Source organism: Sphingomonas taxi, from assembly GCF_000764535.1.
In the GTDB taxonomy this organism is placed as follows: Bacteria; Pseudomonadota; Alphaproteobacteria; order Sphingomonadales; family Sphingomonadaceae; genus Sphingomonas; species Sphingomonas taxi.
The window spans coordinates 526,308-551,753 of record NZ_CP009571.1 but is presented as its reverse complement, the minus strand read 5'-3'; the positions used below and the strand labels follow the sequence as shown (position 1 = coordinate 551,753).

Here is a 25,446-nt window from a genome sequence, read left to right as displayed (position 1 = left end):
GCGCAGCGGCCGGTTCCCCCCGCCGCGTCCATCGGCTAACATCCCCGGATGAGAGGATTGCCGGACGACGAAGACGCACTGGTCGCGACGATCGACCAGGCCGCGATGCTGGATCAGGTCGAGCGCTGGGCGGCGGTGAACAGCGGGACGCGCCATCTCGCCGGGGTCGGGCGGATGGCGGCGCTGCTCGCCGACGCCTTCGCGGTGCTGCCGGGGGAGATCATGCTGGTCGAACCCGAACCGGCCGAAGCGGTTGCCGCCGACGGCAGCGTCGCGGACATCGCCCACGGCCGCCACCTCCACCTGCGGGTCCGGCCCGACGCGCCGGTGCAGATGCTGTTCACCGGCCATATGGATACCGTCTATCCTGCCGATCATCCTTTCCAGACGCTGACCCGCCGCGCCGACGGCACGATCAACGGCCCCGGCACCGCCGACATGAAGGGCGGCCTCGCGGTAATGCTCGCGGCGCTCCGGGCGGTCGAGGCGGCGGGCGCGGCGCAGCTCGGATATGAGGTGGTGATCAACTCCGACGAGGAGACCGGATCGTTGTCCTCGGCCGCGTTGCTCGCGCGGGCCGCGCGCGGCAAGGTCGCGGCGCTGACCTACGAACCGGCGCTGCCCGACGGTACGCTCGCCGGTGCACGCGGCGGTACGGGCAATTTCTCGATCGTGGTCCGCGGGCGCAGCGCGCACGCCGGCCGCAATCCCGAAGACGGCCGCAACGCGATCGTCGCCGCCGCGGCGCTGGCGGTGCGGCTCGCCGAGGCGCGAGCACCGGGCCTCGCGGTCAATCCGGCGCGGATCGACGGCGGCAGTCCGAACAACGTCGTCCCCGATCTCGCCGTGCTGCGCGTCAACTTCCGCCCCGCTGCCGCCGCCGAAATCGCCCGCGCCCGCGCCGCGATCGACGCAGCGGTCGCAGAGGTCGCCGCGACGCATGACGTCGCAATCGCGGTCCATGGCGGCTTCAACCGCCCGCCCAAGCCGCTCGACACCGGCGCGGAGGCGCTGTTCGGGCTCGTCGCCGCCGTCGGTGCCGATCTCGGCATTCCGATCGCGTGGCGCGCCACCGGTGGGGTGTGCGACGGCAACAACATCGCCGCCGCCGGCGTCCCCGTCGTCGACACGATGGGGGTGCGGGGCGGGGCGATCCATTCGCCGGACGAGTTCATGATCGTCGACAGCCTCGCCGAGCGGGCGGCGCTGTCGGCGCTCACCATCCACCGCATCCTGCGAAAGGGGCATGCATGACCTTCCGGATCAGGGCGGCGCGTGCCGACGACCTGCAGCATCTCTACGAAATGGCCAAGCTGACCGGCGGCGGCTTCACCAATTTGCCGCCCGACCGCACCGCGCTGCGCGGCAAGCTCGAGCGCGCCGGGGCCGCCTTCGCGCGGCAGAACGACGCGGTCACCGACGAATTGTTCGTGCTGATGCTGGAGAATGTCGCGACCGGCGAGGTGCGCGGCACCTGCCAGCTGTTTACCCAGGTCGGGCAGCAGCATCCCTTCTACAGCTATCGCCTCGGCACGCTGACCCAGCACAGCAAGGAACTGGCGCGCACCTTCCGTGCCGAGATGCTGGCGCTGACCACCGATCTGGAAGGATCGTGCGAGGTCGGCGGGTTGTTCCTCCACCCCGGCGAACGCGCCGGCGGGCTCGGCCTGCTGCTCGCGCGCAGCCGCTATCTGTTCATCCGTGCACATCGCGCCCGGTTCGCCGACCGTATCCTCGCCGAATTGCGCGGGGTGATCGACGAGGCGGGCGGCTCGCCGTTCTGGGACGGGTTGGCGGGGCGGTTCTTCGGGATGAACTTCCAGGACGCCGATCAATTCAACGCGATCAACGGCCACCAGATGATCGCCGACCTGATGCCCAAACATCCCATCTACACCGCGATGCTGTCCGAGGCGGCGCGGTCGGCGATCGGCCTGCCGCATCCCAGCGGTCGCGCGGCGATGCGGATGCTGGAGAACGAAGGCTTCAGCTACGAACATTATGTCGACATCTTCGACGGCGGCCCGACGATGACCGCGCGGACCGACCGGGTGAAGACGATCGAACAGGCACGCGAGCGGCGGATCGTCGCGATCGACGACGTCGACGGCGACGAATCCCTGATCTCGGTCGGCCGGCTGGCGGACTTCCGATGCGCTTATGGGATGATCCGCCACGATGACGGCGGCATCGCCTTGTCGCGCGACTGCGCGGAGGCGCTCGGCGTCGGTCCCGGCGATGACGTGTTGCAGGTGCCGCGGTGGTGATCGAGATCAATTTCGACGGCATCGTCGGCCCCAGCCACAATTATGCCGGCCTTTCGCCGGGCAATCTCGCCGCGACCGCGCATGCCGGGCAGCTGTCGCAGCCGCGCGCGGCGGCGTTGCAGGGGCTCGACAAGATGCGCGCCAATCTCGCGCTCGGGCTGACGCAGGGCGTGCTGCTGCCGCACCGGCGGCCGGACCGGGCGTGGCTCGATGCGCTGTCGACCCGCTACGAAGACGCGCCGCCGCTGTTGCAGGCGCAAGCCATGTCCGCCTCGGCGATGTGGGCCGCCAATGCCGCGACCGTCTCGCCGGCGCCGGATACGGCGGACGGCCGCTGCCATCTCACCGTCGCCAATCTGATGACGATGCCGCATCGCAGTCACGAATGGCCCGAGACGCTGGCGCAGCTCCGCACCGCCTTCGCGAAAGACGCCTTCGCCGTCCACGCGCCGATCCCCGCCCCGTTCGGCGACGAGGGCGCGGCCAACCACATGCGGCTGGCCGCGGCGCATGACGCGCCGGGGGTCGAACTGTTCGTCTACACCGTCGCTGGCGGCCATTTCCCGGCCCGGCAGCACCTGCAGGCGAGCGCCGCGATCGCGCGCGCGCATCGGCTCGATCCGGCACAGACGCTGTTCGTCCAGCAGTCGGAGGAGGCGGTCGCCGCCGGTGCCTTCCACAACGACGTCGTCGCGGTCGCCAACGAACGCGTGCTGTTCGCGCACGAGCGCGCCTTCGCCGACAAGGACCGGCTCTACGCCGATCTGCGCCGCCTGCTGCCCGAAGTCGAGATCGTCGAGGTGCCGGAAAGCGAGGTCAGTCTCGCCGACGCGATCGCCTCCTATCTGTTCAACGCGCAGCTCGTGACGACCGCGCAGGGGCCGACGCTGGTCGTGCCGATGGAGGCTAGGGCCAATAGCGCGGTCTGGGGCTGGCTCGAACGCCATCAGGCCGGCAACGGCCCGATCCGCCGGGTCGAAACGGTCGACGTGACCCAATCGATGGCCAATGGCGGCGGCCCCGCCTGCCTGCGGCTGCGCGTCGTCGGCGATCCCGCGTCGATCGATCCGCGCTTCCTCGTCGATGCGGCGAAGCTCGATGCGATCGGCGCGATCGTCCGCCGCTGGTGGCCCGAGACGATCGACCCCGACGCACTCGGCGACGCCGCCCTCATCCGGGACATCGAAACCGCGCACGGCCGGCTGCGGGGGGCGTTGAACCTGTCGAGTTAATTAACAATTAACCTAATGCCGCCCGCGGCAAATGGCCGTTTTCCGCCACTGGCCCGGTGCTTGCGTGGGGCAGCGCATGTGGACACGGATCAAACGCCTCTTCACCATCAAGACGAAATTCGAGGCGTTCCTCGTCATCTATGGGCTCGGCCTCGGCGCGGTCGAGCGCGGCATCCATTATCTCCAGCAATATCCGGGCTATGGCGGCTGGCTGCTGTTCGCCTGCTGTCCAATCGCGGTGTTCATGGTCGGCGGCGTGCTGCTCGATTCGGTCGAGCGGCGGCAGTCGGACTAGGGCCGCCCGATAGGATAAGTTCGTCGCTTCGTCGCGCAGGATGCTTATCTGAACGCTGATGAGCGGGCTTACCCATTTACAACGGCTTGAAGCCGAAAGCATCCACATCATGCGCGAAGTCGTCGCCGAGGCGGAACGGCCGGTGATGCTCTATTCGGTCGGCAAGGATTCGGCGGTCATGCTGCATCTCGCGCGCAAGGCCTTCTTCCCCGCACGCCCGCCCTTCCCGCTGCTGCACGTCGATACGACGTGGAAATTTCGCGCGATGTACGACCTTCGCGACAAGGCCGCGGCCGATGCCGGAATAGAGCTGATCGTCCACACCAATCCCGATGCGGTCGCCGCGGGGATCAACCCCTTCGATCACGGCAGCCGCCACACCGACCTGTGGAAGACCGAGGGGCTCAAACAGGCGCTGAAGGCGGGCGGCTACGACGTCGCCTTCGGCGGCGCGCGCCGCGACGAGGAGAAGAGCCGCGCCAAGGAGCGGATCTTCTCGTTCCGCTCGGCGAGCCAGGGCTGGGACCCCAAGGCGCAGCGACCCGAATTGTGGAGCCTCTACAATGCGCGCATCCACCGCGGCGAGAGCATCCGGGTGTTCCCTTTGTCCAACTGGACCGAGCTCGATATCTGGCAGTACATCCTCGATCAGGGGATCGAGATCGTGCCGCTCTATTTCGCCGCGCCGCGCCCGACGGTGGAGCGCGACGGCATGCTGCTTATGGTCGACGACGATCGCTTTCGGTTGCATCCCGGCGAAGTGCCGGTCGAACGCTCGATCCGCTTCCGCACGCTCGGCTGCTATCCGCTTACCGGGGCGGTGGAGAGCGCGGCGGCAACCTTGCCCGACGTGATCCAGGAGATGCTGCTCACCACCACCTCCGAACGGCAGGGCCGCGCGATCGACCACGATCAGGCCGCCAGCATGGAGAAGAAGAAGCGCGAGGGGTATTTCTGATGACCGCTTATACGCCCGACGCGCTGATCGCCGCGGACATCCATGCCTATCTCGACGGCCATGCGCATAAGTCGATGCTGCGCTTCATCACCTGCGGCTCGGTGGACGACGGCAAGTCGACGCTGATCGGCCGGCTGCTGTATGATTCGAAGACGATCTTCGAGGATCAGCTCAGCCAGCTCGAGGCGGACAGCAAGCGGCTCGGCACGCAGGGGCAGAATATCGATTTCGCCCTGCTCGTCGACGGGCTTGCCGCCGAGCGCGAGCAGGGCATCACGATCGACGTCGCCTATCGCTTCTTCGCCACCGACAAGCGCAAGTTCATCGTCGCCGACACGCCCGGCCACGAACAATATACCCGCAACATGGTGACCGGCGCCTCGACCGCCGACCTCGCGGTGATCCTGATCGACGCACGCAAGGGCGTGCTGACGCAGACGCGGCGCCATTCCTTCCTCGCCCATCTGATCGGCATCCGCCACATCGTGCTTGCGGTGAACAAGATGGATCTGGTCGATCACGATCAGGCGCGATTCGAGCAGATCGTTGCCGATTACACGGCGTTCGCAGACAGTATCGGCATCGCCGGCTTCACCGCCATCCCGCTCTCCGGCCTGACCGGCGCCAACATACTGGCCCGCTCCGACGCCATGCCCTGGTACGAGGGGCCGGCGCTGCTGCCGCTTCTCGAGACGGTGCCGATCGAGGCCGATCGGGCGACAGCCGCACCGTTCCGGCTGCCGGTGCAATGGGTCAACCGGCCCGATCTCGATTTCCGCGGCTTCGCCGGCACGATCGCCGCCGGCCGCATCCGCACCGGCGATCCCATCCGGATCGTCCCATCGGGCAAGACGAGCAAGGTCGCGCGGATCGTCACCCATGACGGCGATCGCGACACGGCCGGCGCCGGCGAGGCGGTGACGCTGGTGCTCGCCGACGAGGTCGATTGCTCGCGCGGCGACGTGATCGCCGCCGCCGAGGCGCCGCCCGAGGCCGCCAACCAGTTTGAGGCGACGCTCGTCTGGCTCGCCGATACCGCGCTCGTCCCCGGTCGCGGCTATTGGCTCAAGCTCGGCACGCGCACCGTCGGCGCGACGGTGCAGCCACCGGCGCACGTCGTCGACGTCAACACGCAGGCGCATCTCTCGGCCAAGACGCTGGCGCTCAACGATATCGGCGTGGCGGAGGTGTTCACCGACGCGCCGCTGGTCTTCCAGCCCTATGCCGACAGCCACGAACTCGGCGGCTTCATCCTGATCGATCGCGAGACCAATGCAACGGTCGCCGCCGGGATGATCCACCACGCGCTGCGCCGCGCGCAGAACGTCCATTGGCAATCGGTCGACATCACCCGCGAGGCGCACGCCCGGCAGAAGGGCCAGTCGCCACGGCTGCTGTGGTTCACCGGCCTGTCGGGATCGGGCAAGTCGACGATCGCCAATCTGGTCGAGAAGAAGCTGCATGCGCTCGGCCGCCACAGCTTCCTGCTCGACGGCGACAACGTCCGCCACGGGCTCAACAAGGACCTCGGCTTCAGCGATGCCGACCGGATCGAGAACATCCGCCGCGTCGGCGAGGTCGCCAAATTGATGACCGATGCCGGGCTGATCGTGTTGACCGCCTTCATCTCGCCGTTCCGTGCCGAGCGCGATCTGGTGCGCGGTTTGCTGCCCGCCGGCGAGTTCGTCGAGATCTTCGTCGATACGCCGCTGGCCGAGGCGGAGGCGCGCGACCCCAAGGGCCTCTACGCCAAGGCGCGTGCCGGTGAGATCGCGCATTTCACCGGTATCTCCAGCCCCTACGAACCGCCGGAGCGGCCCGATATCCATATCGACACGCGTCGCGAAAGCGCCGAGGCTGCCGCCGAACGGATCGTCGAGCATGTGCTCGGCGTGTGGAGTTTCGAACTGTGACGGCTGCGGCCACCGACGTCGAACTGGCGCGTAGCGTCGCCGTAGAGGCCGGCGCGCTGCTGCTCGCGATCCGTGACCGTGGCGACGCGCACGGCAAGGCGCTCGGCGACGCCGGCGATCGCGAGGCGAACACGCTGATCCTCGATCGTCTGCGCGCCGCACGACCCGACGATTTCATCCTGTCGGAGGAATCGATCGACGACCGCGCCCGCTGTGCGGCGGAGCGGGTATGGATCGTCGACCCGCTCGACGGCACCCGCGACTATGCCGAGGGGCTCGACGATTGGGCGGTGCATATCGGCCTCGCGATCGGCGGCCGTCCGACGGTGGGCGCGGTGGCGGTGCCGACCACCGGCCGCGTCTACACCACCGCCGAGGCGCGCTGCACGCACCTGCGCAGCGCCGCCGCGCCGCGCATGGTGGTCAGCCGCACCCGCATGACCGACATGGTCGCGCGGGTCAGCGAGGCGCTGGCGACGACGCGCGTCGGCATGGGGTCGGCGGGGGTCAAGGCGATGGCGGTGGTCGACGGCCGCGCCGACATCTACCTGCACGACGGCGGCCAGTATGAATGGGACAATTGCGCGCCCGCCGCGGTGGCGCTGGCGGCGGGCCTCCATGCCTCGCGCATCGACGGCAGCCCACTGGTCTACAATTGCGCCAATCCGCTGCTCCCCGACCTGCTGATCTGCCGCCCTGAACTGGCGGACCAGGTGCTGGCGGCGGTCGCGGCGGCTACACGCTGACCTCCGTTTCAGTCACGCCCGCCGCATCGGCGTAGCGCCGCGCGATCACCGCGCAGGCGATCAGCTGGAGCTGGTGGAACAGCATCACCGGCAACAGCACCGCGCCGACCTGCGCCGCGGGAAACAGCACGCCCGCCATCGGCACGCCGGCGGCGAGGCTCTTCTTGGAGCCGCAGAACAGCAGCACGATTGCATCCTCGCGGGGCAGACCGAGCAGCCGCCCGGCCAGCCAGGTGAACGCCAGCACCGCAGCGAGCAGCACCGAACAGAAGAGGCCGATCAGCATCAGGTCCTCCGGGGACACGCGGTGCCACAGCCCCTCGACCACCGCCGCCCCGAAGGCGCTGTAGACGACGAGCAGGATCGAGCCGCGATCGACGATCATTAGCAGCCGCTTCTGCCGCGCGACGAAGCCGCCGATCCACGGCCGCAGCAGATGGCCGGCGACGAACGGGAGCAGCAACTGCGCGACGATCGCCTCGACCGCCGACAGCGAAATGCCGCTCCCCTGCCCGCCGACGCCGCTGCCGATCAGCAGCGCGACCAGCGCCGGGGTCAGCACGATGCCGACCAGGTTGGAGAAGGAGGCGCTGCACACCGCCGCGGCGACGTTGCCGCGCGCGATCGCGGTGAAGGCGATCGACGATTGGACCGTCGACGGGAGCAAGGTGAGGAACAGCATCCCCGTCGCCACCGCGCCGGTGAGACCGGGCAGCCGGCCGAGCGCGAGGCCGAACAGCGGGAAGACGAGGAAGGTGGTGGCAACGACGGTGAGATGCAGCCGCCAGTTGCGCGCCCCCTCCCATATCGCGGCGCGTGACAATTTGGCGCCGTGCAGGAAGAAGAGCAGCACGATGCCGACATCCGCGGCGCCAGCGACGATATCCGCATAGACCCCTCGCGCCGGCACCAGACTGGCGATCACCACCGTGCCGAGCAGCATCAGGATGAAGGGTTCGAAGAAGGAGAGGATCGCGCGCAGCATGGCCAGCGCTTAGGCCGTCATCCGCCGCACGGCCACCCCGCGATCGCCGACGGGGGATATGAAAACCCCCGCCGAACCATCTCTGGTCCGCGGGGGAGATCCTGGTGCGCCCGGAACGATTCGAACGTCCGACCCTCAGATTCGTAGTCTGATGCTCTATCCAGCTGAGCTACGGGCGCACATCGGAGGCGCGCTGATAGCAGACGTTTCGCCCGGCGCAAGTGCGTTGCGCCATTTTCTGCGCGCGCATAGACCGATGGCATGAAAACCGCCCCCCTGTTCGCCCCCGTGCTCGTCCTCCTCCCGCTCGCCGGCTGCGCGCACGATGCGACGCCCTATCCGTCGCTGGCGCCGCGTGCGGTGGAGAAACTGGGCTTCGCAGAGCCGGCGGTCGCGATCGTCGAAGCCAAGCCCGATCCGGCGCTCGATGCGAAGATCGCCGACTGGCAGCGCACGCTCGATACGATCGCCAAGGGGTACGGCAGCGATGCCGCCAAGGCCGACGCCGCCGCCGGCCGCGCGCGGGGCAAAGGCGTCGGCAGCGACGCCTGGCTCGATGCGCAATCGGCGCTGGCCGGACTGGACGACTGGCGGGCGCAGACCTCGTCGCTGCTCACCGATCTGGACCGGGCGGCGACCGACCGTGCCGCGGCGCTCGCCCCCGCCTATCCCGCACTCGCCACGCTGCGCGAACGGATCGTCGCCGAGGCGGATCGACAGAGTGGCACGATCGACCGGCTGCAGGCGATGCTGCCCGCCGCCTAGCGACGCCACTTGAGCAGCGGCAGGATCGTCGAATAATCGTCGGTCCAGGCGACGAAGCCGGCGCGCGCGGTAAGCGGCACCCAGCGCCCATCCGCCTTGCCCAGCGCGTGCATCGTCGCCGGGTCCCGGGACAGCGCGATCCACTGGCTCGGCGAGGCGACGGGGGTGGGCTGCTCGGGCTGGTAATAGAGCTTGGCCGGCTGCCAGCCGCCCGCCTGCGCCGCGGCGGCGACGACCGGCTCGAGATCGAGGAAGCGGTTGGAGATATGGACGAGCAGCAGCCCCTTGGGTTGCAGCACCCGCGCATAATCGCCGAACGCCTCGCGCGTCATCAGATGCATCGGAATCGCGTCGGACGAGAAGGCGTCAAGCGCGAGCAGGTCGAGGCTTGCCGGCCGGTCCGCCTCGATGCTGATCCTGGCGTCGCCGATACGGATGTCGGGGCGCGGCAGGCAATTCCTGAGATAGGTGAATTGGCCGGTGTCGCGCGCGATCCGCACCACCGCCGGATCGATCTCGTAGAAGCGCCAGCGCTGCGCCGCCTGCGCATAGCAGGCAAGCGTGCCGGTCCCCAGTCCGACCACCCCGACCCGCGCCGCCGGGCCGTACAGCCCGTCGAGTGCCTCCATCGCGCGGCCGATACCGGAGGGCGGCGCGTAATAGGTGGTCGGCAGCCGTTCGAGCACCGGGCTGCCGGTGAACTGGATGCCGTGCACCGTCGTGCCATGGTCGAGCTCGCGTACGCCGCGCCCGTCGCGGATCGTGTAGACGCCGAAATAGCTGCGCGTCCGCGCGCCCTGTTCGAGCGACAGCTCCACCGCGCGCCAGCCGCCGAAGATCACCAGCGTCACCGCCAGGATCATCGCATAGGACAGGCGCGCACCGACCGAGATCACCCCGATCAGCGCGATGCCGATGAAGGTCAGCCCCTGATGCCCCTCGCCGAACAGCGCCGCCGGCCCGCGGAAGGTCAGCGCCGTGAGGAGCACCAGCATCGCCACCACGCCGGCGTAGGCGAGGCGGCGCTTCGCCGGCGTCGTCCACAGGCTGCGGATGCGGTGCGTCAGGAACACCTGCGGCACGAGCAGCCCGGCCGCGAAGATCAGGATCGGATATTCGTAGGTCCAGTCGAACACCACCGGCGCGATCAGCCCGGCGAACACGCCGCCAAGCGCGCCGCCGAACGCCATTGCGAGGTAGAATCCGGTCAGCCGGTCTGGCTCGGGCCGCAGCCGGTACATCTGGGTGTGCAGCGCGACCGACGCCATGAACAGTAACGTCAACGCGATGGTGAGATTGACCAGCGGCGATTCGTTGAAGCCGCCGATCATTACCCCGCCGAACATCAGGATGGTGATCGGCGCGATCCGGGTGAGCAAATCGGCGATCTCGCGGTTGGCGGCGAAGGCGATCGTGAAGCTGAGCAGATAAAGGCCGAGCGGCAGTACCCACAGCAACGGCATCGCGACGATATCGGTGGTGATATAGGTCGAGGTCGCGAGCATCAGCCCCGACGGCACAAGCGCGAGCGCGAACCAGTGCATTATCCGTCGCCGCGTCGCCGGTACGCTGGTCGGCCGCGCGACATCGGCGCTCGCCCCGCGCGGCAGGCGGAACGCGCAGGCGATCACCAGCACGATCAACAGCACATAGCCGCCGCTCCACAGCCAGCTCTGCTGGCGCAGCGCGAGCAACGGCTCGACGAGCAGAGGATAAGCGATCAGCCCGCCGAAACTGCCGAGGTTGGACGCCGCATAGAGCGCATAGGGATCGCCCTCGCGGCTCGCGATGCTGAACCAACGTTGCACCAGCGGCGCCTGCGCGGAGACGGCGAAGAACAATGGTCCGATCGATGCACCGAGCAGCCACGGCACCCACAGCGCCGGGGTGACACCCGCCGGGCTACCGGTCAGCGCGAGCCCGATCGGCAACCATGCCGCGCCGACCAGCAGCACCCCGAGATGGATGAGCACCTGCAACCCCGGCCGCACCCGCGCCAGCGCGTGCGCATAGGCGTAGCCGCCAAGCAGGAGGGTCTGGTAGACGAGCATCGCCGAATTCCACACGGCGGGCGCGCCCCCGAGCCGCGGCAGCGCCATCCGCGCGACCATCGGCTGGACGAGGAACAGCAGGAACGATCCGGTGAGGATCGTGACCACGAAGGTGATGCGGCAGGCGCGCATGGCGCCCTCCGTTGGCTCAGCCATTCAGCAGTCGCGCCGCATGCGCTGCGTGATAGGTCAGCACGCCTGAACAGCCGGCGCGCTTGAACGCCATCAGCGTCTCCAGCACCAGCGCGTCGCGCTCGCCCGCGCCGGCGGCGACCGAGGCCTCGAGCATCGCATATTCGCCCGACACCTGATAGGCGAACACCGGCACCTCGAAGCGCGTCTTCACCCGCACGATGATGTCGAGATAGGGCAGGCCGGGCTTGACCATCACGCTGTCCGCGCCCTCGGCAAGGTCGAGCGCAACCTCTCGCAGCGCCTCTTCCGCGTTGGAGGCATCCATCTGATAGGTCTTCTTGTCGCCCTTGAGCAGCCCGCGGCTGCCGACCGCGTCGCGGAACGGGCCGTAGAAGCCGCTCGCATATTTGGCGGCATAGCTCATGATCTGGACGTTGTGCGCGCCCTCGCCTTCGAGCGCGCTGCGGATCATGCCGATGCGGCCGTCCATCATGTCGGACGGCGCGATGATGTCGGCACCGGCACGTGCCTGGTTGAGCGCCTGCTGGATCAGCAGGTCTGCGGTCGAATCGTTGACGACATAGCCCGCCGCGTCGACCAGCCCGTCATGGCCGTGACTGGTATAGGGGTCGAGCGCGACGTCGGTCAGCACGCCGACCTCGGGCACCGCATCCTTGATCGCGCGGATCGCACGGCACATCAAATTGTCCGGGTTGAGCGCCTCGCGCCCGTCGTCGGTCTTGAGCTCGGCCGGCGTGAACGGAAACAGCGCAACGCAGGGAATGCCGAGATCGTGCGCTTCCTTCGCCCGCGCGACGATGCCGTCGACCGACCAGCGCGACACGCCGGGCAGGCTGTCGATCGGCTGTTCGACGCCCTCGCCCCCGACGATGAACATCGGCCAGATCAGATCGGCCGGGGTCAGCACGGTTTCGGCGTGGAGGCGGCGGCTCCAGCCGCTCGAACGGGTACGGCGCAGACGGAGCGCGGGATAGGCAGCGGTCATGACGCATCCTGCTTGACGGGTTAGGCTGGCTTTGAGGGATCGCGGCGCACTTGCCAAGCGTTGCGCGCCCGTAACCGATCGGAACCCCATGACCCAGTTCACGTCCGCCGCTCTGATCGTCAACGCCAAGTCGCGAAAGGGCCAGGCCCTGTTCGAACGGGCATGCAAGGCGTTGAGCGGACTACCTTATCCCGTCGATGCCCATGCCGTGGAAAATCCCGACGACCTCGTCGAGACGGTGCGCAACGCGCTCGCCAAGAAACCGCAGCTCGTCATCCTCGGCGGCGGCGACGGCACGATCAGCGGGCTGGTCGACCTGCTCGTCGGCCACGACGTGGTGCTCGGCGTGCTGCCGCTCGGGACCGCGAACAGTTTCGCGCGTACGCTCGGCCTGCCGATGGACGTCGAGGGCGCGATCGAGGCGATCCGCACCGGCGTGCGCAAGCGCATCGACCTCGGCCGCATCGACGGCGACTATTTCGCCAATTGCGCGGCGATGGGGATCAGCCCCCAGATCGCCGAGACGGTGCCGCACGGCCTCAAGAAGGTGCTCGGCCGGATCGGCTATCTCGGCTGGGCGAGCTGGCAGTTCGCGCGGTTCAAGCCGTTCATCCTGACCGTCGACGACGGCAACGAGACCAAGACGATGCGTGTCGTCGAGGTGCGCATCTCCAACGGGCCGTATCACGGCGGCACCTGGCTGGTCGACGAAGCCTCGGTCAATTCGGGCGAGATCGTCGTGCAGGCGGTCACCGGCCGCTACAAGCGGACGCTGGTGAAGAACTGGGCGGCGAGCTTCTTCGGCCACGAATCGCGGCATCAGGATACGGTGAGCTTCTCGGGCAAGTCGCTGCGCATCGACACCAAGCCGTCGCTGCCGATCTCGATCGACGGCGAGGTGCTGGCACATACGCCGGTGATGGCGGAGGTCGCCCCCGGGGTGATCGAGGTGATGGTACCGGCCTCGGAGTGATTTGTCGCGAATACGGGAAATGGTTTCGCTCTAAGGCGCGGAGACGCGGGGGCTTTGCAGAGCGACGCGAACGCCCACCGTTTGCCCTGAGCCTGTCGAAGCCTGCCCCCTTCGCGTCTTCGCGGGCAAATCACCCCACCGGCATCTGCTTGGCGGTCGGTTCGGTGGCGGCCTTGGCGTGCTCCTCGCCCTCGACCGCGGGCAGCAATTGCCCCTTCCGCCAGCTGCCGTAGCGGTAATAAGCGATCGTCATCACCATCGATGCCGCCGAGCCGGCCGGGAAGCTCCACCAGATCGCGTCGGCGCCCCAGCTCGGTTGCAGGGCATAAGCCAGGCCGAGCCGGATCGGGAAGAGCGCGACCGCCAGGATCAGCAGCGGCCCGACCACCGCGCCATTGGCGCGCACCGTCGCCGACAACACCATCGAGACGCCGAACAGCAGGAAGCTCGCCGAGCCGATGATATTGATATGCGCCGCGAGATCGATCGAGCCGGCATCGCTGCCGAGGAACAGCCCCAGCGCGGCGCGGTCCAGCACCGCCACCGCAACGATCAATGCCGCCGTCATCGCGAGGTTGAGCAGCAGCCCCGATCGCGTGATTCGCGCCACCCGGTCCCAGCGCCCAGCGCCGATATTCTGCGCGACCATCGCACTCACCGCCGCGCCGACCGACATCGCCGGCATCTGGATATAGGTCCACAGCTGGCTCGCCGCGCCATAAGCGGCGGTGGTCGTCGTGCCATAGCCGTTGACCAGCCCGATCATCGCCAGCGCCGATCCGGTCGCGACCAGCATCTGCAACCCCATCGGCACGCCCTTGGTGACGATCGGCCGCAGCAGCGCCGGATCGGGGATCAGATAGCGCCACTCCGCGCCGCGCAGCCGCACGACGAGATCGCGGCGATAGACATAGGCGAGCAGCGCCGCGAACGACACGGTATTGGCGATGAAGGTCGCCGTCGCCGACCCGGCGATGCCGAGCGCCGGGATCGGCCCCATGCCACGGATCAGCACCGGATTGAGCAGGACGTCGATCAACGATCCCAGCGCCATGAACTTGAGCGGCGTCACCGAATCGCCCGCGCCGCGCAGCACCATGCTGAGCAGCACCGCCAGAAAGCTGGTCGGCATCGCGACGAAGATCACCCGGAGATAGGAAAGTGCCAGCGGATAGGCGTCGGCCGGGGTACGGAGCGCGGTGAGGATCGCCGGCGCGGTCATCCAGCCGGCCGCGACGACGAGCAGCGACAGGATCGCGAACAGCCCGTGTGCGGTGCCGACCACGCGGCGGACGCCGTCGATATCGCGCCGGCCCATCGCCTGCCCGATCAGGATCGTCGCCGCCATGCCGAAGCCGAACACCGCCGACACCAGCAGGAACATGACGAGCCCGGCATTGGTCGTCGCCGCCAGCGCGCGCTCGCCGAGTAGCTGGCCGATCCAGATCGCGTTGATCGAGCCGTTGATCGACTGGAGCACGCTCGACCCCAGAGTGGGGAGCGCGAAGAGCAAGAGCGTCTTGCCGATCGGCCCGGACGTCAGGTCGCGTTGCGGTCTCGCCATTCGTGGTGCCCCTCCTGCGCTCGCATCTGCGAGGGCGCGGCCTTACGCGGTAACCGCGTCGCCGCGAAGATGTGGCGATCGTTCAATCGGGTCGAGCCTTCTCACAAACCACCCGTCACCCCGGACTCGTTCCGGGGTCCACCGGGCCGCAGGCGTGCGCTCCCAATCCCGGCCGGTCTCCCCGCCGCAGAGTGGACCCCGGAACGAGTCCGGGGTGACGGGGAAAGGGAGGCGCGGGTCCGACTCCTATCCCAGTCGCGCAAGCGCCGCGGACAGCCGCTCGGCCTCCGCAGCCTTGTCGGCATGGTCGGCCTTGGCCTTCTCCACCGCTTCGGGCTTGGCGCGCTCGACGAAGCTCGGATTGCCGAGCCGTCCCGCCAGTGCGTCGCGCTCCTTCGCCGCCGCGGCGATCGCCTTGGTCAGGCGCGCGCGCTCGGCGTCAAGGTCGATGATGCCGTCGAGCGGGATGACATAGGTCGCCTCGTCGACGACCAACTGGATCGCCGCTCCCGCCGGTGCAGGCTCGAATGACACCTCCTGCAACCGCGCGAGCTTGCGCAGCGCGGTGTAGGCACCGTTGACACGCCGCTGCGTCGTCGCATCGGCATCGCGGACATAGGCTTTGAGCTGCGTGCCCGGCGCGATGCCGAGCTCGTTCTTGGCGGTGCGCACCTCGCCGATCAGGCGGATGCGCCACGCGATATCGGCCATCGCCTCGGCATCGATATGCTCGCCGTCGACCAGCGGCCATTGCGCGACGATCAGGTCGTGCTCGCGCGGCGCCATCGCATGCCACAGCTCTTCGGTGATGAACGGCATGAACGGGTGCAGCAGGACGAGGATCTGGTCGAGCACCCAGCCCGCCACCGCGCGCGTCTCGACGGCATGCTCCGGATACGTCACCGCATCCTCGCCGAGCGTCGGCTTGATGAGCTCGAGATACCAGTCGCAAAAGCGGTTCCAGACGAACTGGTAGATCGCCTCCGCCGCCGCGTCGAAGCGCAGGTCGGCGAGCGCAAGGTCCATCGCCTGCACCGTCGCGATCGTCTCGCCGATGATCCACTGGTTGACCGCCAGCGTCGCCGCGGGCGCCTTGCCCGGCGTCGAGCCGCCGATGCCGTTCGCCTGCGCGAAGCGGCTCGCGTTCCACAGCTTGGTCGCGAAGTTGCGATAGCCCTCGACGCGCTTCTCATCCATCTTGATGTCGCGGCCCTGGCTCTCCATCGCCGCCATGAAGAAGCGCAAAGCATCGGCGCCATATGCGTCGATCAGGCCGAGCGGATCGACGGTATTGCCCTTCGACTTGGACATCTTGGCGCCATCGGCGGCGCGGACGAGACCGTGCAGATACAGCGTCTTGAACGGCACGTCCTGCATGAAGTGCAGGCCCTGCATCATCATCCGCGCATCCCAGAAGAACAGGATGTCGAACCCGGAGATCAGCACGTCGTTGGGGTAACGCCCGCCGAGCGTCGGGTCGTCGGTCTCCGGCCAGCCGAGCGTCGCGAACGGCCACAGCGCGGAGGAGAACCACGTGTCGAGCACATCGGGATCGCGGGTCAGCGCGACGTCCGCCCCGGCCTGCGCCTGCGCGGCCTCCTCGGTCTCGGCGACATAGGCCTTGCCGTCGGCGTCGAACCACGCCGGTATCTGATGCCCCCACCAGAGCTGGCGCGAGACGCACCACGGCTGGATATTGTCCATCCAGTTGAAGAAGGTCTTTTCCCAGCTCTTCGGCACCATTTTGATCGCGCCTGACTTCACCGCCTCGATCGCCGGCTGCGCCAGCGTCTTGGCGTCGACATACCATTGGTCGGTCAGCCACGGCTCGATCACCACGCCGGACCGGTCGCCGTACGGCGTCTGGATCGTGCGCGGCTCGGCATCGTGCTCGACGCCCTCCTTGTCGACGTGCGCGATCAACACGCCCTCGGCCTTGAGCCGTTCGACGATCGCCGCGCGCGCCGCGAACCGGTCGAGCCCGATCAGCTCGGCCGGGATCAGCCCGTCCGCGGTCTGGCAGACCTGCGCCTTGGCATCGAGCATGTTGAGCATGTCGCGCGCCTCGATCCCGGCGCGACGGCCGACCTCGAAGTCGTTGAAGTCATGCCCCGGCGTGATCTTTACCGCACCCGAGCCAAGCGCCGGATCGGCATGGTCGTCAGCGACGATCGGGATCAGCCGGCCGGTGATCGGCAGCTTCACCTGCTTGCCGATCAAGGCGGTATAGCGCGCATCCTCGGGGTTCACCGCCACCGCCATGTCGGCGAGCATCGTCTCGGGTCGCGTCGTCGCGACCTCGATGTAACCCGAGCCGTCGGCGAGCGGGTAGCGCAGATGCCAGAATTTGCCCGCGATCTCCTTGGTCTCGACCTCGAGATCGCTGATCGCGGTGCCGAGGCCGGGGTCCCAGTTGACCAGCCGCTTGTCGCGATAGAGCAGGCCCTGCCGATGCAGCTCGACGAACACCTTGAGCACGGCCTTCGAAAAGCCCTCGTCCATCGTGAAGCGTTCGTTGGCCCAGTCCATCGAACAGCCGAGCCGGCGCAGCTGGCGGGTGATCTCGCCGCCGCTCTCCGCCTTCCAGTCCCAGACCTTGGCGACGAAGTCCTCGCGGCTGACGTCGGTGCGCTTCTCGCTTTTGGCGGCCATCTGCCGCTCGACCACCATCTGCGTCGCGATGCCGGCATGGTCGGTGCCGACCACCCAAAGCGCGTCCTTGCCCTTGAGCCGGGCATGCCGCGTCAGGATGTCCTGCAGCGTATTGTCGAGCGCATGGCCGATATGCAGCGAGCCGGTGACGTTGGGCGGCGGGTTGACGATCGTCCACGGCTCGGCGTTGGGCCGGTCGGGGCGGAACAAGCCGTTCGCCTCCCAATGCTGGTACCAGCGGGTCTCGATGGCGGCGGGGTCGAAGGTCTTGGGAAGCTCGGTCATGCCCCGCGCTTTAGACGGGGAGGAGGTGGTTCGTCACCTCCCCGTCTGCGCGGCGGTTACTTCGCCGTCCAGCGGTCCATCCAGCCGAGCACCTCGCGATACCATTGCCGCGAATTGTTGGGCTTCAGCACCCAATGGTTCTCGTTCGGATTGACCAGCAGGCGCGACGGGATGCCGCGGCGCTGGAGCGCGGTGAAGGCGGCGATCCCTTGCGTATAGGGAATGCGGAAGTCCTTCTCGCCGGTGATGACGAGCTGCGGCGTCTTCCAATTCTGCACGTAATTGACCGGGTTCCATTTCTCGAATGCGGCGGGGTCCTCGTAATAGGCCTTGCCGCCGTGTTCCCATTCGTCGAACCACAGCTCCTCGGTCTCATAGGCCATCGCGCGCGCATCGAAGACGCCGTCGTGCTGGACGATACACTTGAAGCGATCGGGCCACTGGCCCTCGATCCAGTTCATCATATAGCCGCCGTATGACGCGCCGAGCGCGCAGGCGCGGTCGCCGTCGAGCCAGCCGAATTTGTCGGTCGCCGCCTTGAGTCCGGCTTTCAGGTCGTCGAGCGGCCAGCCGCCCCAATTGTTGCTGATCGCGTCGGTGAACGCCTGACCGTAACCGGTGCTGCCGTGAAAATCGACCGCGACCAGCCCATAGCCGGCGCCGGCGAATACCGCCGGGTTCCAGCGATACGACCAGCTGTTGTCGCTCGATCCCTGCGGGCCGCCGTGGACCATGAAGGCGACCGGCACCTTGCCGGTGCTGCCCGCCGGCCTGACCGCATAGCCCCAGACCGTGTCGCTGTTCGCGCCGGTGAAGCTGAAGCGCGTCACGCCCGGCATATCGATGCCGGCGAGCTTGGCGGCGTTGACCTGGGTCAGCCGCACCGGCTTGTCCTTGCCCGCGACGGCGTAGAAATCGTCGGGCGCGGTCAGGCTGTTGAGCGCGACCACCGCGCCCTTCGGCGTCGCCGCCACCGCGGAGACATGGCCCTGCTGTGTCAGCCGCGTCACCTTGCCGCTCGCCGGCTCGACCGCGAACAGCGGGTTTTCCTGCGTGTCTTGCGCGGTGACGTAGATCCGCTTCGAATCGGGCGACCAGGCGATTGAGGACACCGACCGGTCCCAGCTTTCAGTCAGCGCACGCACCTGCCCGGTGGCGAGATCGCGCAGCATCAGCACCTGCCGGTCCGCCTCGAAGCCGGGTCGCTTCATCGCCACCCAGGCGAGGCTGCGGCCGTCGGGCGAAACCGTCGGCAGCGTGTCGGTGGCGCGGTTGGCGGGGGTCAGATTAACCGGCGCGGCCGACCCGTCGGCGGGCGCCGACCAGATATCGAGATTGGTCGACAGCGGCTCGGTGGTGCCGGCAATGCGCAACGCGAAATAGACGGTCTTGCCGTCGGCGCTCCACGACACTTCCTCCCCGCCGCCGAACGGGCGCGAGGGGGCGTCGCCATCGAGGCCGTGTTCGATCGCCATGCCGTCGCCCGGCGCGCCCGCGGCGGTCAGGGGCAGGACGAAGAGCTGCGAATGGCTGCCGTCGACCCATGTATCCCAGTGCCGCACGAACAATTTGTCGTAGACGCGGCCCTCGCCCGCCTGCGGGTCCTTCTTCTCGATCGCCGGCGCGAGGCTCGGTGCATTGGGCTTGCGGTCCGCCCAGACGAGGATGCGGTCCGCGGTCGGCGCGACCTTGAAGCCGCCGAACCCGCCCTGGAAGCCGGTCAGCTTGCGCGGCGCGCCGCCGGCAACCGGCACCGACCAGATCGCATCGTCGCCGCCCTTGTTGGAACTGAAATAGACCGTGCCGCCGACGATCTGCGGATCGTTCTCGTTGACCTCGGGCTCGGCGACCAGGGGTTCGGGCTTGGCGCCCTTGCGCGACAAGTCGAGCCGCCAGAGGTCGTAGCGTCCACGATTCGCGGCGAGATCGGTCTCGCGCTGCGCCCAGACCATCCATTTGCCATCGGCGGAAACGGTCGGCGCCCCGATGCGGCTGAGCGAGGCGACATCGTCGATGGTGAGCTGGCGGGCGGCGGCGGGTGCGGCGATGACCGCGACGGTGGCGAGCAGGCTCGCGGCGAACAGGGTTCTCATGCGCGGCAGGTTAGGCAGAAGTCCGCGGCTGAGCAACGGGTCGTCGGCTACCGCCTATCCGCCATCAACCGTCATCCCCGCCTAGACAGGGATGACGCATAGCAATCGAAGGGAAACCCTCAGCGCATCTGCGACGTGATTTTGGCGATCTCGCGCGCGACCATCGTCTCGACCATCTCGGGCAGATGCGCGTCGAGCCACTCGCGCAGCATCGGGCGCAGCATCTCGCGCACCAGACCCTCAAGCGTGCCTTCGCTCTCGGGCTCGGGCTTGACGAGCAGCTTGCTCAGCGTTTCCAGCGAGCCAAGGCTGGCGGCGGCGGCACGGTTGGACAGGATCGGTTCCTCGGACATCGGCGTCTGAACGGCTGCGGCGCGCGTCGGTTGCGGCGAAGGGGCGGGTTGCGGTTGTGCCTGGGCACGCGGGGCGGGCACCGGCTCGACGTCGGGCTCGGGTTCGAAATGCGGCTGCGGCTCCGGGATCGGCGCATGTAGCGACGGCATCGGATCGCTCAGCTCGAGCACTTCTGCCGCGTCCGATTCGATCGGCTGGGGCTGCGTGCGGGTCCGGCGTGAGCGCGCCTGCGTCCCCTCGCCCTCCTCGGCGATGATCCGTTTGATCGACGACAGGATCTCTTCCATCGACGGCTCCGCGCTCATATCCCCCATGATCCTGACGTCCCTACCCTTTTCGACGCCGTTATTGGCGGCTTGGCGATGCAGCACCTGTCGTCAGACCGGGGCTCCTGTCAACCGGCGTGTTGAGCAAAGGGTCGCTTGGTTTCGCAACGGCAGCATTTTGTGCCGGCGTCTGCGCGGTCGACACCGCGACCGGGACCGGCTCGCCGTCGCTGCCGTAGTCGCTGATCCGGTTGCGCACGCGCCTGTAGTTGACGGTCGGATCGTACAGCGCACCCCCGTCGAGGCCGAGGTCGCGCGCCTCGGCATTGCCCATCGCGGCGAGCAGCGCGAAGCCGGCGACATAGGCGTCGCGGCGGGCGCTCACCAGCGTCACCTGGCTGTTGAGCAATTCCTGTTCGGCGTTGAGGATGTCGAGGATCGTGCGCGTGCCGACGCTATTCTCGGCGCGCACGCCTTCGAGGCTCAGCTTGTTGGCGTTCACCGCGGTCTCCGACGAGGCGATCACCTGCTGCGACGATTGCCAAACCGCATAGGCCGACCGCACCTGCGAGATTACCGCACGCTCGGTCGCGGTGACGTTCTCCAGCGACTGGCCGCGCAGTGCCTCGGCCTGACGGATCTGCGCCGCGGGGCGCCCCCCCTGGAACAGCGGCAGCGTGACCTGGAGACCTGCCGATGCGGCAGTGCCCGAATTGGGCAAGCCCGAACCGGCGGGAAGCGTCTGGAGATAGTTGAAATAATTCGGCCCTGCGACGACCGACAGGCGCGGCAGCCGGTTGGCGCGCGCGACGTTCACGTCATAGCGCGTCGCATCCGCCTGACGCCTCGCGGCGATCAGGTTGGGATTGTTGTTGAGCGCGACGCTCATCGCCGCATCGGGCGCAGTGGGCAGATTGGGCAGCGCCGGCGGCTCTTCGAGCGCGACCGGCGGCGTGCCGACGATCTGGATATAGGTCTCGCGGCTGGAGATCAGCTGCGCCTCCGCCTGCTGCAATTGTGCGCGGGCCAGCGCCAGCCGCGCCTCGGACTGGGCGACATCGGTGCGGGTCAGGTCGCCGACCTGGAACCGGTCGCGGCTCGCGCGCAGATTGACCTCGAGCACCCGCACGTTCTGCTGGTTGAGCGAGGTGATCGCCTCGTCGCGGATGACGTTCATATAGGCCGCGACGACGTTGGTGAAGGTGCTCGCCTCGGTACCGCGCAGCGTCGCGCGGCCGGCATCAACACGCGTCTCGGCGGCGCGCACCGCATTCTTTACCGCACCGCCCTGGAAGATCGGCACCGACAGATTGAGCGATCCCGCCGCGGTCCGCTCGGGATTGGCGAAGTTGTTGTTCGCCTGCAGGAAATTGTCGGTGAGCGACCCGGACACGTTGACGCCCGGGATGCCGTTCGACCGGGCGATCGGCACGTTTTCGTCGGTGGCGCGCTGCGCGGCGCGCTGCCCGGTCAGCGTCGGGTTCGATGCATAGGCCTTGGCCAGCGCCTCGCGCAGCGTCTCCGCGCTCGCCGGCGCGGCAGCCCCCAGCAGCGCCGCGCCCCCCAGCAACAATCCCCGCATCATCCCCCCGTTTATCATTGTCTAGAACTTAAAACCCTGCGGCGTCGCGAAGCCGGGCAGCACGACGCAATCGCAGTCGAGGAACGGCGACAGTCCGAACCCGCCCTCGGTCTTGCGACCGCTGGCGAGCCGGATCACGCCATGTTCGATCAGCCCGGTGACGACGCGGCCGCCGGTCTTGATCTGATCGACCAGCGCCTCGGGCAGATGCTCGACCGCGCCGTCGACGATCAGCACGTCATAGGGCGCGCCGTCGGAATGGCCGGCGGTGAGCGGTCCCTCGACGAGGGTGACGTTCGGCGTTCCGGCCAGTCCGTCGCGGGCCAGCGCGACGAGCGCCGGATCCTGCTCGACCGCGATCACCTCGGCGACGATCTGCGCGAGCAGCGCCGCGGTATAGCCGCCCGCCGCGCCGATCAGCAGCACGCGGTCACCCTTTTCCAGATAGGCTTCGGTCAGCAGCCGCCCGGTGACCATCGGCAGGTTGATCGCACGGCCGCCGCCGACCGGCAGCGCGGTGTCGCGATAGGCGAGACGGCGCGATTCGGCGGGGACGAACATTTCGCGCGGCACGGTGTTCATCGCCACCAGCACGCGCTGGTCGCTGACCGCATTGGTGCGCAGCTGGCTGGCGACCATCGCCTGCCGCATCACCGCCAGATCGGTGGAATCGTGCTGGATGGTGTCGACGCTGATATTCATGCTGATCCCTCTCGCACAACCGTATTAGCTGCGCAATACACTTCGTGATGAACCGGCTTGTATCGCGCGCGATGCGTCGCGCCAAGCGGACGCAGGCGTATTGCCGTGCGGCGGAACGGATGGCCAGCATCGGGCACAGTCCGTATGAGGCGCGGCATGCTTCCTGCGACCTATCACAAATTCATCGACTGGATCGGCGACGGCACCGGCCTTCCCGATACAATCCTCCACATCCACGCCGGTCTGGCGGTGCTGATGATCGCCCGGCTGCTCACCCGCCGCTCGCTCGGCAGCTTCGTGCCCTGGTCGTTCGTCGTCCTCGCCGAGGCGTTCAACGAGGTGATGGACCGACTGAACTTCGGCTCGTGGCGCTGGGAGGACACGACCTCGGACGTCCTCAACACGCTCTTCTGGCCGACGGTGATCTGCCTCGGCCTGCGGATGCGGCCGATGCTGCTGCCGCGCGACGCGGCGCGGGTGAAGATGTCGGAAACCGCGTAACGGATATTGGAGGCCCGACCGGGAATCGAACCCGGGTGCAAGGATTTGCAGTCCTCTGCGTCACCACTCCGCCATCGGGCCTCGACGCGGGAGGGCGGCTGATGATCGGTTTTGGCCGGACCGTCAACCGCCGATTTGCAGGAAACGCTCCAGCATCGCCACCAGCGGGACGTCGGCGGGCGGCATCGCGAGCGCCCGCATCGCCGCGGGCTCGACCCAGGCGAGCGCCGTCGCCTCCAGCGCCTGCGGGACACCCTGCCAGCGGCGTACGACGTAGAGCAGCAAGAGCAGGTGTCGCTCGCCGAGCCCGGCGCTGGCGAAGGTCAGCGGCACCAGCGCCGCCGGATCGACGGTGATCGCCAGTTCCTCGTGCAACTCGCGGACCAGTGCGGCCTCGGGTGCCTCGCCGGGCTCGATCTTGCCGCCGGGGAACTCCCACAGGTCCGCCATCTGCTTGCCGGGCGGCCGGCGCTGGAGCAGCACCCGACCGTCGGCGTCGATCAGCGCCGCCGCGACGACCGGCATCAGTCGCACCGGCATCGGCGTCGTTTCGGACCTGTCGTCAGCCATTCCTTAAATCTCTTCAGATAGTTGATCGGCCATGTCAGGCCATACGCCCCCTCGCCGCCGGCGCCGCGCGGCGGCCGATCTCCGGCGCGATTCGCGGGGCGCCACCGCCGTGGAATATGGCCTGATCGTCGCGCTGATCGTCATCGTCATGGTCGTCGCGCTCAAACAGGTCGCCCGGGCCAATACCGATGTCTGGCAGCAGGTCAGCACCAAAGTGGTCAACGCCGGCTGACCCGGCCCTCAAAAAAGCTAAACTGGTTTAAACGTTTAGCAACCTTGCGCCGGTTATGTCCGCCCTGCTGCTCCGGTTCACCGGTTCAGCCGGGTGACTGAAGTGTCGATTATGGAGACCGGAATGCAGACGATTCGCAAGTTCATCAAGAACAGCAAGGGCGCGACCGCCATCGAATACGGCCTGATCGCAGCGCTGATCGCCGTCGCCGCGATCGCCGCGATGCAGGGCCTCGGCAACAAGCTGAAGACCACGTTCAACAACGTGTCGACGAACATGTCGGCGACCTGATCCCACCTTCGGGTAGGATCGATACGAAGGGCGGCGGAACTCCGGTTCCGCCGCCCTTTTTCTCGTGAGGCTTACAGGCGGCCCATCGCCAGGAACTTCTCGCGCCGGTCCTGCCGCAACGTCGCGGCGTCGCGGTGATCGAGGCCAGCCAGCGCCTCGTCGAGCGCGTCGCCTAGGGCACGAATCGCTTCGGCGGGATCGCGATGTGCGCCGCCGAGCGGTTCGGGGACGATCGTGTCGATCACGCCGAACGTCTTGAGGTCCTGCGCGGTGACGCGCATCGCCTCGGCGGCGTCCGCCGCCTTGTCGGCGGTGCGCCACAGGATCGAGGCGCAGCCTTCGGGGCTGATCACCGAATAGATGGCATGTTCGAACATCAGCACGCGGTTGCCCGCCGCCAGCGCCACCGCGCCGCCCGAGCCGCCCTCGCCGACGATCGCCGCGACCACCGGTACGCCCGCCGCCAGACACGCCTCGGTCGAGCGCGCGATCGCCTCGGCCTGGCCGCGCTCCTCCGCCTCGATGCCGGGGAAGGCACCCATCGTGTCGACCAGCGTCACCACCGGCAGGCCGAATCGGCTCGCCATCTCGACCAGCCGGATCGCCTTGCGATAGCCCTCGGGCTTGCCCATGCCGAAATTGTGGCGCAGCCGCGTCGCGGTGTCCGAGCCCTTCTCATGGCCCAGCACCATCACCTTGCGGCCGCGAAAGCTGGCGAAGCCGCCCATGATCGCCTGATCGTCCGAAAAGGCGCGGTCGCCCGCCAGCGGCACGAACTCGTCGAACAGCCCGGCGACATAGTCCTTGAAATGCGGTCGTTCGGGATGCCGCGCGACCTGCGTCTTCTGCCACGGGGTCAGCTTCGCGAAGGTATCGCGCAACAGCTTGTCCGACTTGGCCTGCAGCCGCGCCAGATCGGCCGCGATGTCGATCGTGCCGTCCGCCGCGGTCGCGCGGAGTTCGTCGATCCGCCCCTGCAGCTCGGCAATCGGTTTTTCAAATTCGAGGAAGCTCGCCATGGAACGCCG

The 25,446-nt window shown here is 68.1% G+C and carries 23 protein-coding genes and 2 tRNA genes; 12 read left to right on the top strand and 13 right to left on the bottom strand.

Annotated features, from left to right (window positions below; translation table 11 throughout):
• The first annotated feature begins 48 nt into the window (after positions 1 to 48).
• The 7 genes from MC45_RS02410 (at position 49) to MC45_RS02380 (ending at position 7,411) form a co-directional block, all read left to right on the top strand.
• A complete protein-coding gene (locus MC45_RS02410; protein ID WP_179944556.1) occupies positions 49 to 1,254 on the top strand; it encodes a hydrolase in 1,206 nt (401 codons plus the stop codon).
• Complete coding sequence (locus MC45_RS02405) at positions 1,251 to 2,267, top strand: arginine N-succinyltransferase (protein ID WP_038659055.1); 1,017 nt, start codon at positions 1,251 to 1,253, stop codon at positions 2,265 to 2,267. Before MC45_RS02410 ends, MC45_RS02405 begins: the two co-directional genes overlap by 4 nt.
• On the top strand, positions 2,261 to 3,499 hold the full coding sequence (locus tag MC45_RS02400) for an N-succinylarginine dihydrolase (protein WP_038659052.1): 1,239 nt from the start codon (positions 2,261 to 2,263) through the stop codon (positions 3,497 to 3,499). The genes MC45_RS02405 and MC45_RS02400 overlap by 7 nt, the downstream gene beginning before the upstream one ends.
• Positions 3,500 to 3,575: 76 nt before the next feature.
• A complete protein-coding gene (locus MC45_RS02395; RefSeq protein ID WP_038659049.1) occupies positions 3,576 to 3,794 on the top strand; it encodes a hypothetical protein in 219 nt (72 codons plus the stop codon).
• Between the two features lie 58 nt (positions 3,795 to 3,852).
• Positions 3,853 to 4,752, top strand: coding sequence for a sulfate adenylyltransferase subunit CysD (cysD, locus tag MC45_RS02390; RefSeq protein ID WP_038659046.1), 900 nt, complete (start codon positions 3,853 to 3,855; stop codon positions 4,750 to 4,752).
• Positions 4,752 to 6,665 (top strand): sulfate adenylyltransferase subunit CysN, encoded by a 1,914-nt coding sequence (cysN, locus tag MC45_RS02385; protein WP_038659043.1) that lies wholly within the window; start codon positions 4,752 to 4,754, stop codon positions 6,663 to 6,665. Before cysD ends, cysN begins: the two co-directional genes overlap by 1 nt.
• Positions 6,662 to 7,411 (top strand): 3'(2'),5'-bisphosphate nucleotidase CysQ, encoded by a 750-nt coding sequence (locus MC45_RS02380; protein ID WP_038659040.1) that lies wholly within the window; start codon positions 6,662 to 6,664, stop codon positions 7,409 to 7,411. Before cysN ends, MC45_RS02380 begins: the two co-directional genes overlap by 4 nt.
• Here the strand turns inward: MC45_RS02380 and MC45_RS02375 are convergent.
• Together MC45_RS02375 and MC45_RS02370 are read right to left on the bottom strand one after the other, a co-directional pair.
• Entirely contained in the window at positions 7,401 to 8,396 is a 996-nt protein-coding gene (locus MC45_RS02375) for a bile acid:sodium symporter family protein (protein ID WP_038659037.1), read from the bottom strand. The genes MC45_RS02380 and MC45_RS02375 overlap by 11 nt on opposite strands.
• 102 nt (positions 8,397 to 8,498) lie before the next feature.
• Positions 8,499 to 8,575, bottom strand: a tRNA-Arg gene (locus MC45_RS02370).
• Between the two features lie 82 nt (positions 8,576 to 8,657).
• Here MC45_RS02370 and MC45_RS02365 point away from each other — a divergent pair.
• Entirely contained in the window at positions 8,658 to 9,161 is a 504-nt protein-coding gene (locus MC45_RS02365) for a hypothetical protein (RefSeq protein WP_038659034.1), read from the top strand.
• Here MC45_RS02365 and MC45_RS02360 read toward each other — a convergent pair.
• Together MC45_RS02360 and hemB are read right to left on the bottom strand one after the other, a co-directional pair.
• Positions 9,158 to 11,368 carry a polyamine aminopropyltransferase gene (locus MC45_RS02360; RefSeq protein WP_052075481.1) on the bottom strand — a complete coding sequence of 737 codons (2,211 nt, stop codon included), beginning with the start codon at positions 11,366 to 11,368 and terminating at the stop codon, positions 9,158 to 9,160. The two genes, MC45_RS02365 and MC45_RS02360, sit on opposite strands and share 4 nt — an antisense overlap.
• On the bottom strand, positions 11,361 to 12,353 hold the full coding sequence (hemB, locus tag MC45_RS02355; protein ID WP_038659025.1) for a porphobilinogen synthase: 993 nt from the start codon (positions 12,351 to 12,353) through the stop codon (positions 11,361 to 11,363). Before hemB ends, MC45_RS02360 begins: the two co-directional genes overlap by 8 nt.
• Before the next feature lie 88 nt (positions 12,354 to 12,441).
• Here hemB and MC45_RS02350 point away from each other — a divergent pair, with 88 nt between their 5' ends.
• Positions 12,442 to 13,326 (top strand): diacylglycerol/lipid kinase family protein, encoded by an 885-nt coding sequence (locus MC45_RS02350; protein ID WP_038659022.1) that lies wholly within the window; start codon positions 12,442 to 12,444, stop codon positions 13,324 to 13,326.
• A gap of 130 nt (positions 13,327 to 13,456) precedes the next feature.
• Here the strand turns inward: MC45_RS02350 and MC45_RS02345 are convergent, their stop codons facing one another.
• The 6 genes from MC45_RS02345 to MC45_RS02320 all read right to left on the bottom strand — a co-directional run bounded on the left by MC45_RS02345 (position 13,457) and on the right by MC45_RS02320 (position 22,824).
• The gene (locus tag MC45_RS02345; RefSeq protein WP_038659019.1) at positions 13,457 to 14,890 is read right to left on the bottom strand and encodes an MATE family efflux transporter; all 1,434 of its coding nucleotides are present in this window, start codon (positions 14,888 to 14,890) and stop codon (positions 13,457 to 13,459) included.
• A 246-nt stretch (positions 14,891 to 15,136) separates the two neighbouring features.
• Entirely contained in the window at positions 15,137 to 17,827 is a 2,691-nt protein-coding gene (locus tag MC45_RS02340) for a valine--tRNA ligase (protein ID WP_038659016.1), read from the bottom strand.
• Between the two features lie 56 nt (positions 17,828 to 17,883).
• Positions 17,884 to 19,920: an alpha/beta hydrolase family protein gene (locus MC45_RS02335; protein ID WP_038659013.1), complete on the bottom strand. Its 2,037-nt coding sequence runs from the start codon at positions 19,918 to 19,920 to the stop codon at positions 17,884 to 17,886.
• A 119-nt stretch (positions 19,921 to 20,039) separates the two neighbouring features.
• Positions 20,040 to 20,579, bottom strand: a complete 540-nt coding sequence (locus tag MC45_RS02330; protein ID WP_038659009.1) for a DUF2497 domain-containing protein — start codon at positions 20,577 to 20,579, stop codon at positions 20,040 to 20,042.
• A gap of 40 nt (positions 20,580 to 20,619) precedes the next feature.
• Positions 20,620 to 22,125 carry a TolC family outer membrane protein gene (locus tag MC45_RS02325; RefSeq protein ID WP_038659006.1) on the bottom strand — a complete coding sequence of 502 codons (1,506 nt, stop codon included), beginning with the start codon at positions 22,123 to 22,125 and terminating at the stop codon, positions 20,620 to 20,622.
• 18 nt (positions 22,126 to 22,143) lie between these two features.
• Entirely contained in the window at positions 22,144 to 22,824 is a 681-nt protein-coding gene (locus MC45_RS02320) for a protein-L-isoaspartate O-methyltransferase family protein (protein ID WP_038659003.1), read from the bottom strand.
• Between the two features lie 156 nt (positions 22,825 to 22,980).
• Between MC45_RS02320 and MC45_RS02315 the strand changes: the two genes are divergently transcribed.
• Complete coding sequence (locus MC45_RS02315; protein WP_038659000.1) at positions 22,981 to 23,325, top strand: hypothetical protein; 345 nt, start codon at positions 22,981 to 22,983, stop codon at positions 23,323 to 23,325.
• A gap of 7 nt (positions 23,326 to 23,332) precedes the next feature.
• Here the strand turns inward: MC45_RS02315 and MC45_RS02310 are convergent.
• Positions 23,333 to 23,406: transfer RNA gene (locus MC45_RS02310), tRNA-Cys, on the bottom strand.
• 42 nt (positions 23,407 to 23,448) lie between these two features.
• On the bottom strand, positions 23,449 to 23,895 hold the full coding sequence (locus MC45_RS02305; RefSeq protein WP_052075480.1) for a (deoxy)nucleoside triphosphate pyrophosphohydrolase: 447 nt from the start codon (positions 23,893 to 23,895) through the stop codon (positions 23,449 to 23,451).
• Between the two features lie 31 nt (positions 23,896 to 23,926).
• Between MC45_RS02305 and MC45_RS02300 the strand changes: the two genes are divergently transcribed.
• Both MC45_RS02300 and MC45_RS02295 read left to right on the top strand, forming a co-directional pair.
• Entirely contained in the window at positions 23,927 to 24,127 is a 201-nt protein-coding gene (locus tag MC45_RS02300; RefSeq protein WP_038658998.1) for a Flp family type IVb pilin, read from the top strand.
• A 123-nt stretch (positions 24,128 to 24,250) separates the two neighbouring features.
• On the top strand, positions 24,251 to 24,418 hold the full coding sequence (locus MC45_RS02295; protein WP_038666264.1) for a Flp family type IVb pilin: 168 nt from the start codon (positions 24,251 to 24,253) through the stop codon (positions 24,416 to 24,418).
• Positions 24,419 to 24,489: 71 nt separating this feature from the next.
• On the opposite strand, the gene MC45_RS02290 is transcribed toward MC45_RS02295, so the two are convergent.
• The gene (locus MC45_RS02290) at positions 24,490 to 25,437 is read right to left on the bottom strand and encodes an acetyl-CoA carboxylase carboxyltransferase subunit alpha (RefSeq protein ID WP_038658995.1); all 948 of its coding nucleotides are present in this window, start codon (positions 25,435 to 25,437) and stop codon (positions 24,490 to 24,492) included.
• Positions 25,438 to 25,446: the final 9 nt, after the last annotated feature.

What these genes read in the sequence shown, in the direction of transcription:
- MC45_RS02410 (WP_179944556.1), top strand. Translation starts at nt 49, where the DNA reads ATGAGAGGATTGCCGGACGACGAAGACGCACTGGTCGCGACGATCGAC.
- MC45_RS02405 (WP_038659055.1), top strand. Translation starts at nt 1,251, where the DNA reads ATGACCTTCCGGATCAGGGCGGCGCGTGCCGACGACCTGCAGCATCTC.
- MC45_RS02395 (WP_038659049.1), top strand. Translation starts at nt 3,576, where the DNA reads ATGTGGACACGGATCAAACGCCTCTTCACCATCAAGACGAAATTCGAG.
- cysD (WP_038659046.1), top strand. Translation starts at nt 3,853, where the DNA reads ATGAGCGGGCTTACCCATTTACAACGGCTTGAAGCCGAAAGCATCCAC.
- cysN (WP_038659043.1), top strand. Translation starts at nt 4,752, where the DNA reads ATGACCGCTTATACGCCCGACGCGCTGATCGCCGCGGACATCCATGCC.
- MC45_RS02375 (WP_038659037.1), bottom strand. Translation starts at nt 8,396, where the DNA reads ATGCTGCGCGCGATCCTCTCCTTCTTCGAACCCTTCATCCTGATGCTG.
- MC45_RS02365 (WP_038659034.1), top strand. Translation starts at nt 8,658, where the DNA reads ATGAAAACCGCCCCCCTGTTCGCCCCCGTGCTCGTCCTCCTCCCGCTC.
- MC45_RS02360 (WP_052075481.1), bottom strand. Translation starts at nt 11,368, where the DNA reads ATGGCTGAGCCAACGGAGGGCGCCATGCGCGCCTGCCGCATCACCTTC.
- hemB (WP_038659025.1), bottom strand. Translation starts at nt 12,353, where the DNA reads ATGACCGCTGCCTATCCCGCGCTCCGTCTGCGCCGTACCCGTTCGAGC.
- MC45_RS02350 (WP_038659022.1), top strand. Translation starts at nt 12,442, where the DNA reads ATGACCCAGTTCACGTCCGCCGCTCTGATCGTCAACGCCAAGTCGCGA.
- MC45_RS02345 (WP_038659019.1), bottom strand. Translation starts at nt 14,890, where the DNA reads ATGGCGAGACCGCAACGCGACCTGACGTCCGGGCCGATCGGCAAGACG.
- MC45_RS02340 (WP_038659016.1), bottom strand. Translation starts at nt 17,827, where the DNA reads ATGACCGAGCTTCCCAAGACCTTCGACCCCGCCGCCATCGAGACCCGC.
- MC45_RS02335 (WP_038659013.1), bottom strand. Translation starts at nt 19,920, where the DNA reads ATGAGAACCCTGTTCGCCGCGAGCCTGCTCGCCACCGTCGCGGTCATC.
- MC45_RS02330 (WP_038659009.1), bottom strand. Translation starts at nt 20,579, where the DNA reads ATGAGCGCGGAGCCGTCGATGGAAGAGATCCTGTCGTCGATCAAACGG.
- MC45_RS02325 (WP_038659006.1), bottom strand. Translation starts at nt 22,125, where the DNA reads ATGATGCGGGGATTGTTGCTGGGGGGCGCGGCGCTGCTGGGGGCTGCC.
- MC45_RS02320 (WP_038659003.1), bottom strand. Translation starts at nt 22,824, where the DNA reads ATGAATATCAGCGTCGACACCATCCAGCACGATTCCACCGATCTGGCG.
- MC45_RS02315 (WP_038659000.1), top strand. Translation starts at nt 22,981, where the DNA reads ATGCTTCCTGCGACCTATCACAAATTCATCGACTGGATCGGCGACGGC.
- MC45_RS02305 (WP_052075480.1), bottom strand. Translation starts at nt 23,895, where the DNA reads ATGGCTGACGACAGGTCCGAAACGACGCCGATGCCGGTGCGACTGATG.
- MC45_RS02300 (WP_038658998.1), top strand. Translation starts at nt 23,927, where the DNA reads ATGTCAGGCCATACGCCCCCTCGCCGCCGGCGCCGCGCGGCGGCCGAT.
- MC45_RS02295 (WP_038666264.1), top strand. Translation starts at nt 24,251, where the DNA reads ATGCAGACGATTCGCAAGTTCATCAAGAACAGCAAGGGCGCGACCGCC.
- MC45_RS02290 (WP_038658995.1), bottom strand. Translation starts at nt 25,437, where the DNA reads ATGGCGAGCTTCCTCGAATTTGAAAAACCGATTGCCGAGCTGCAGGGG.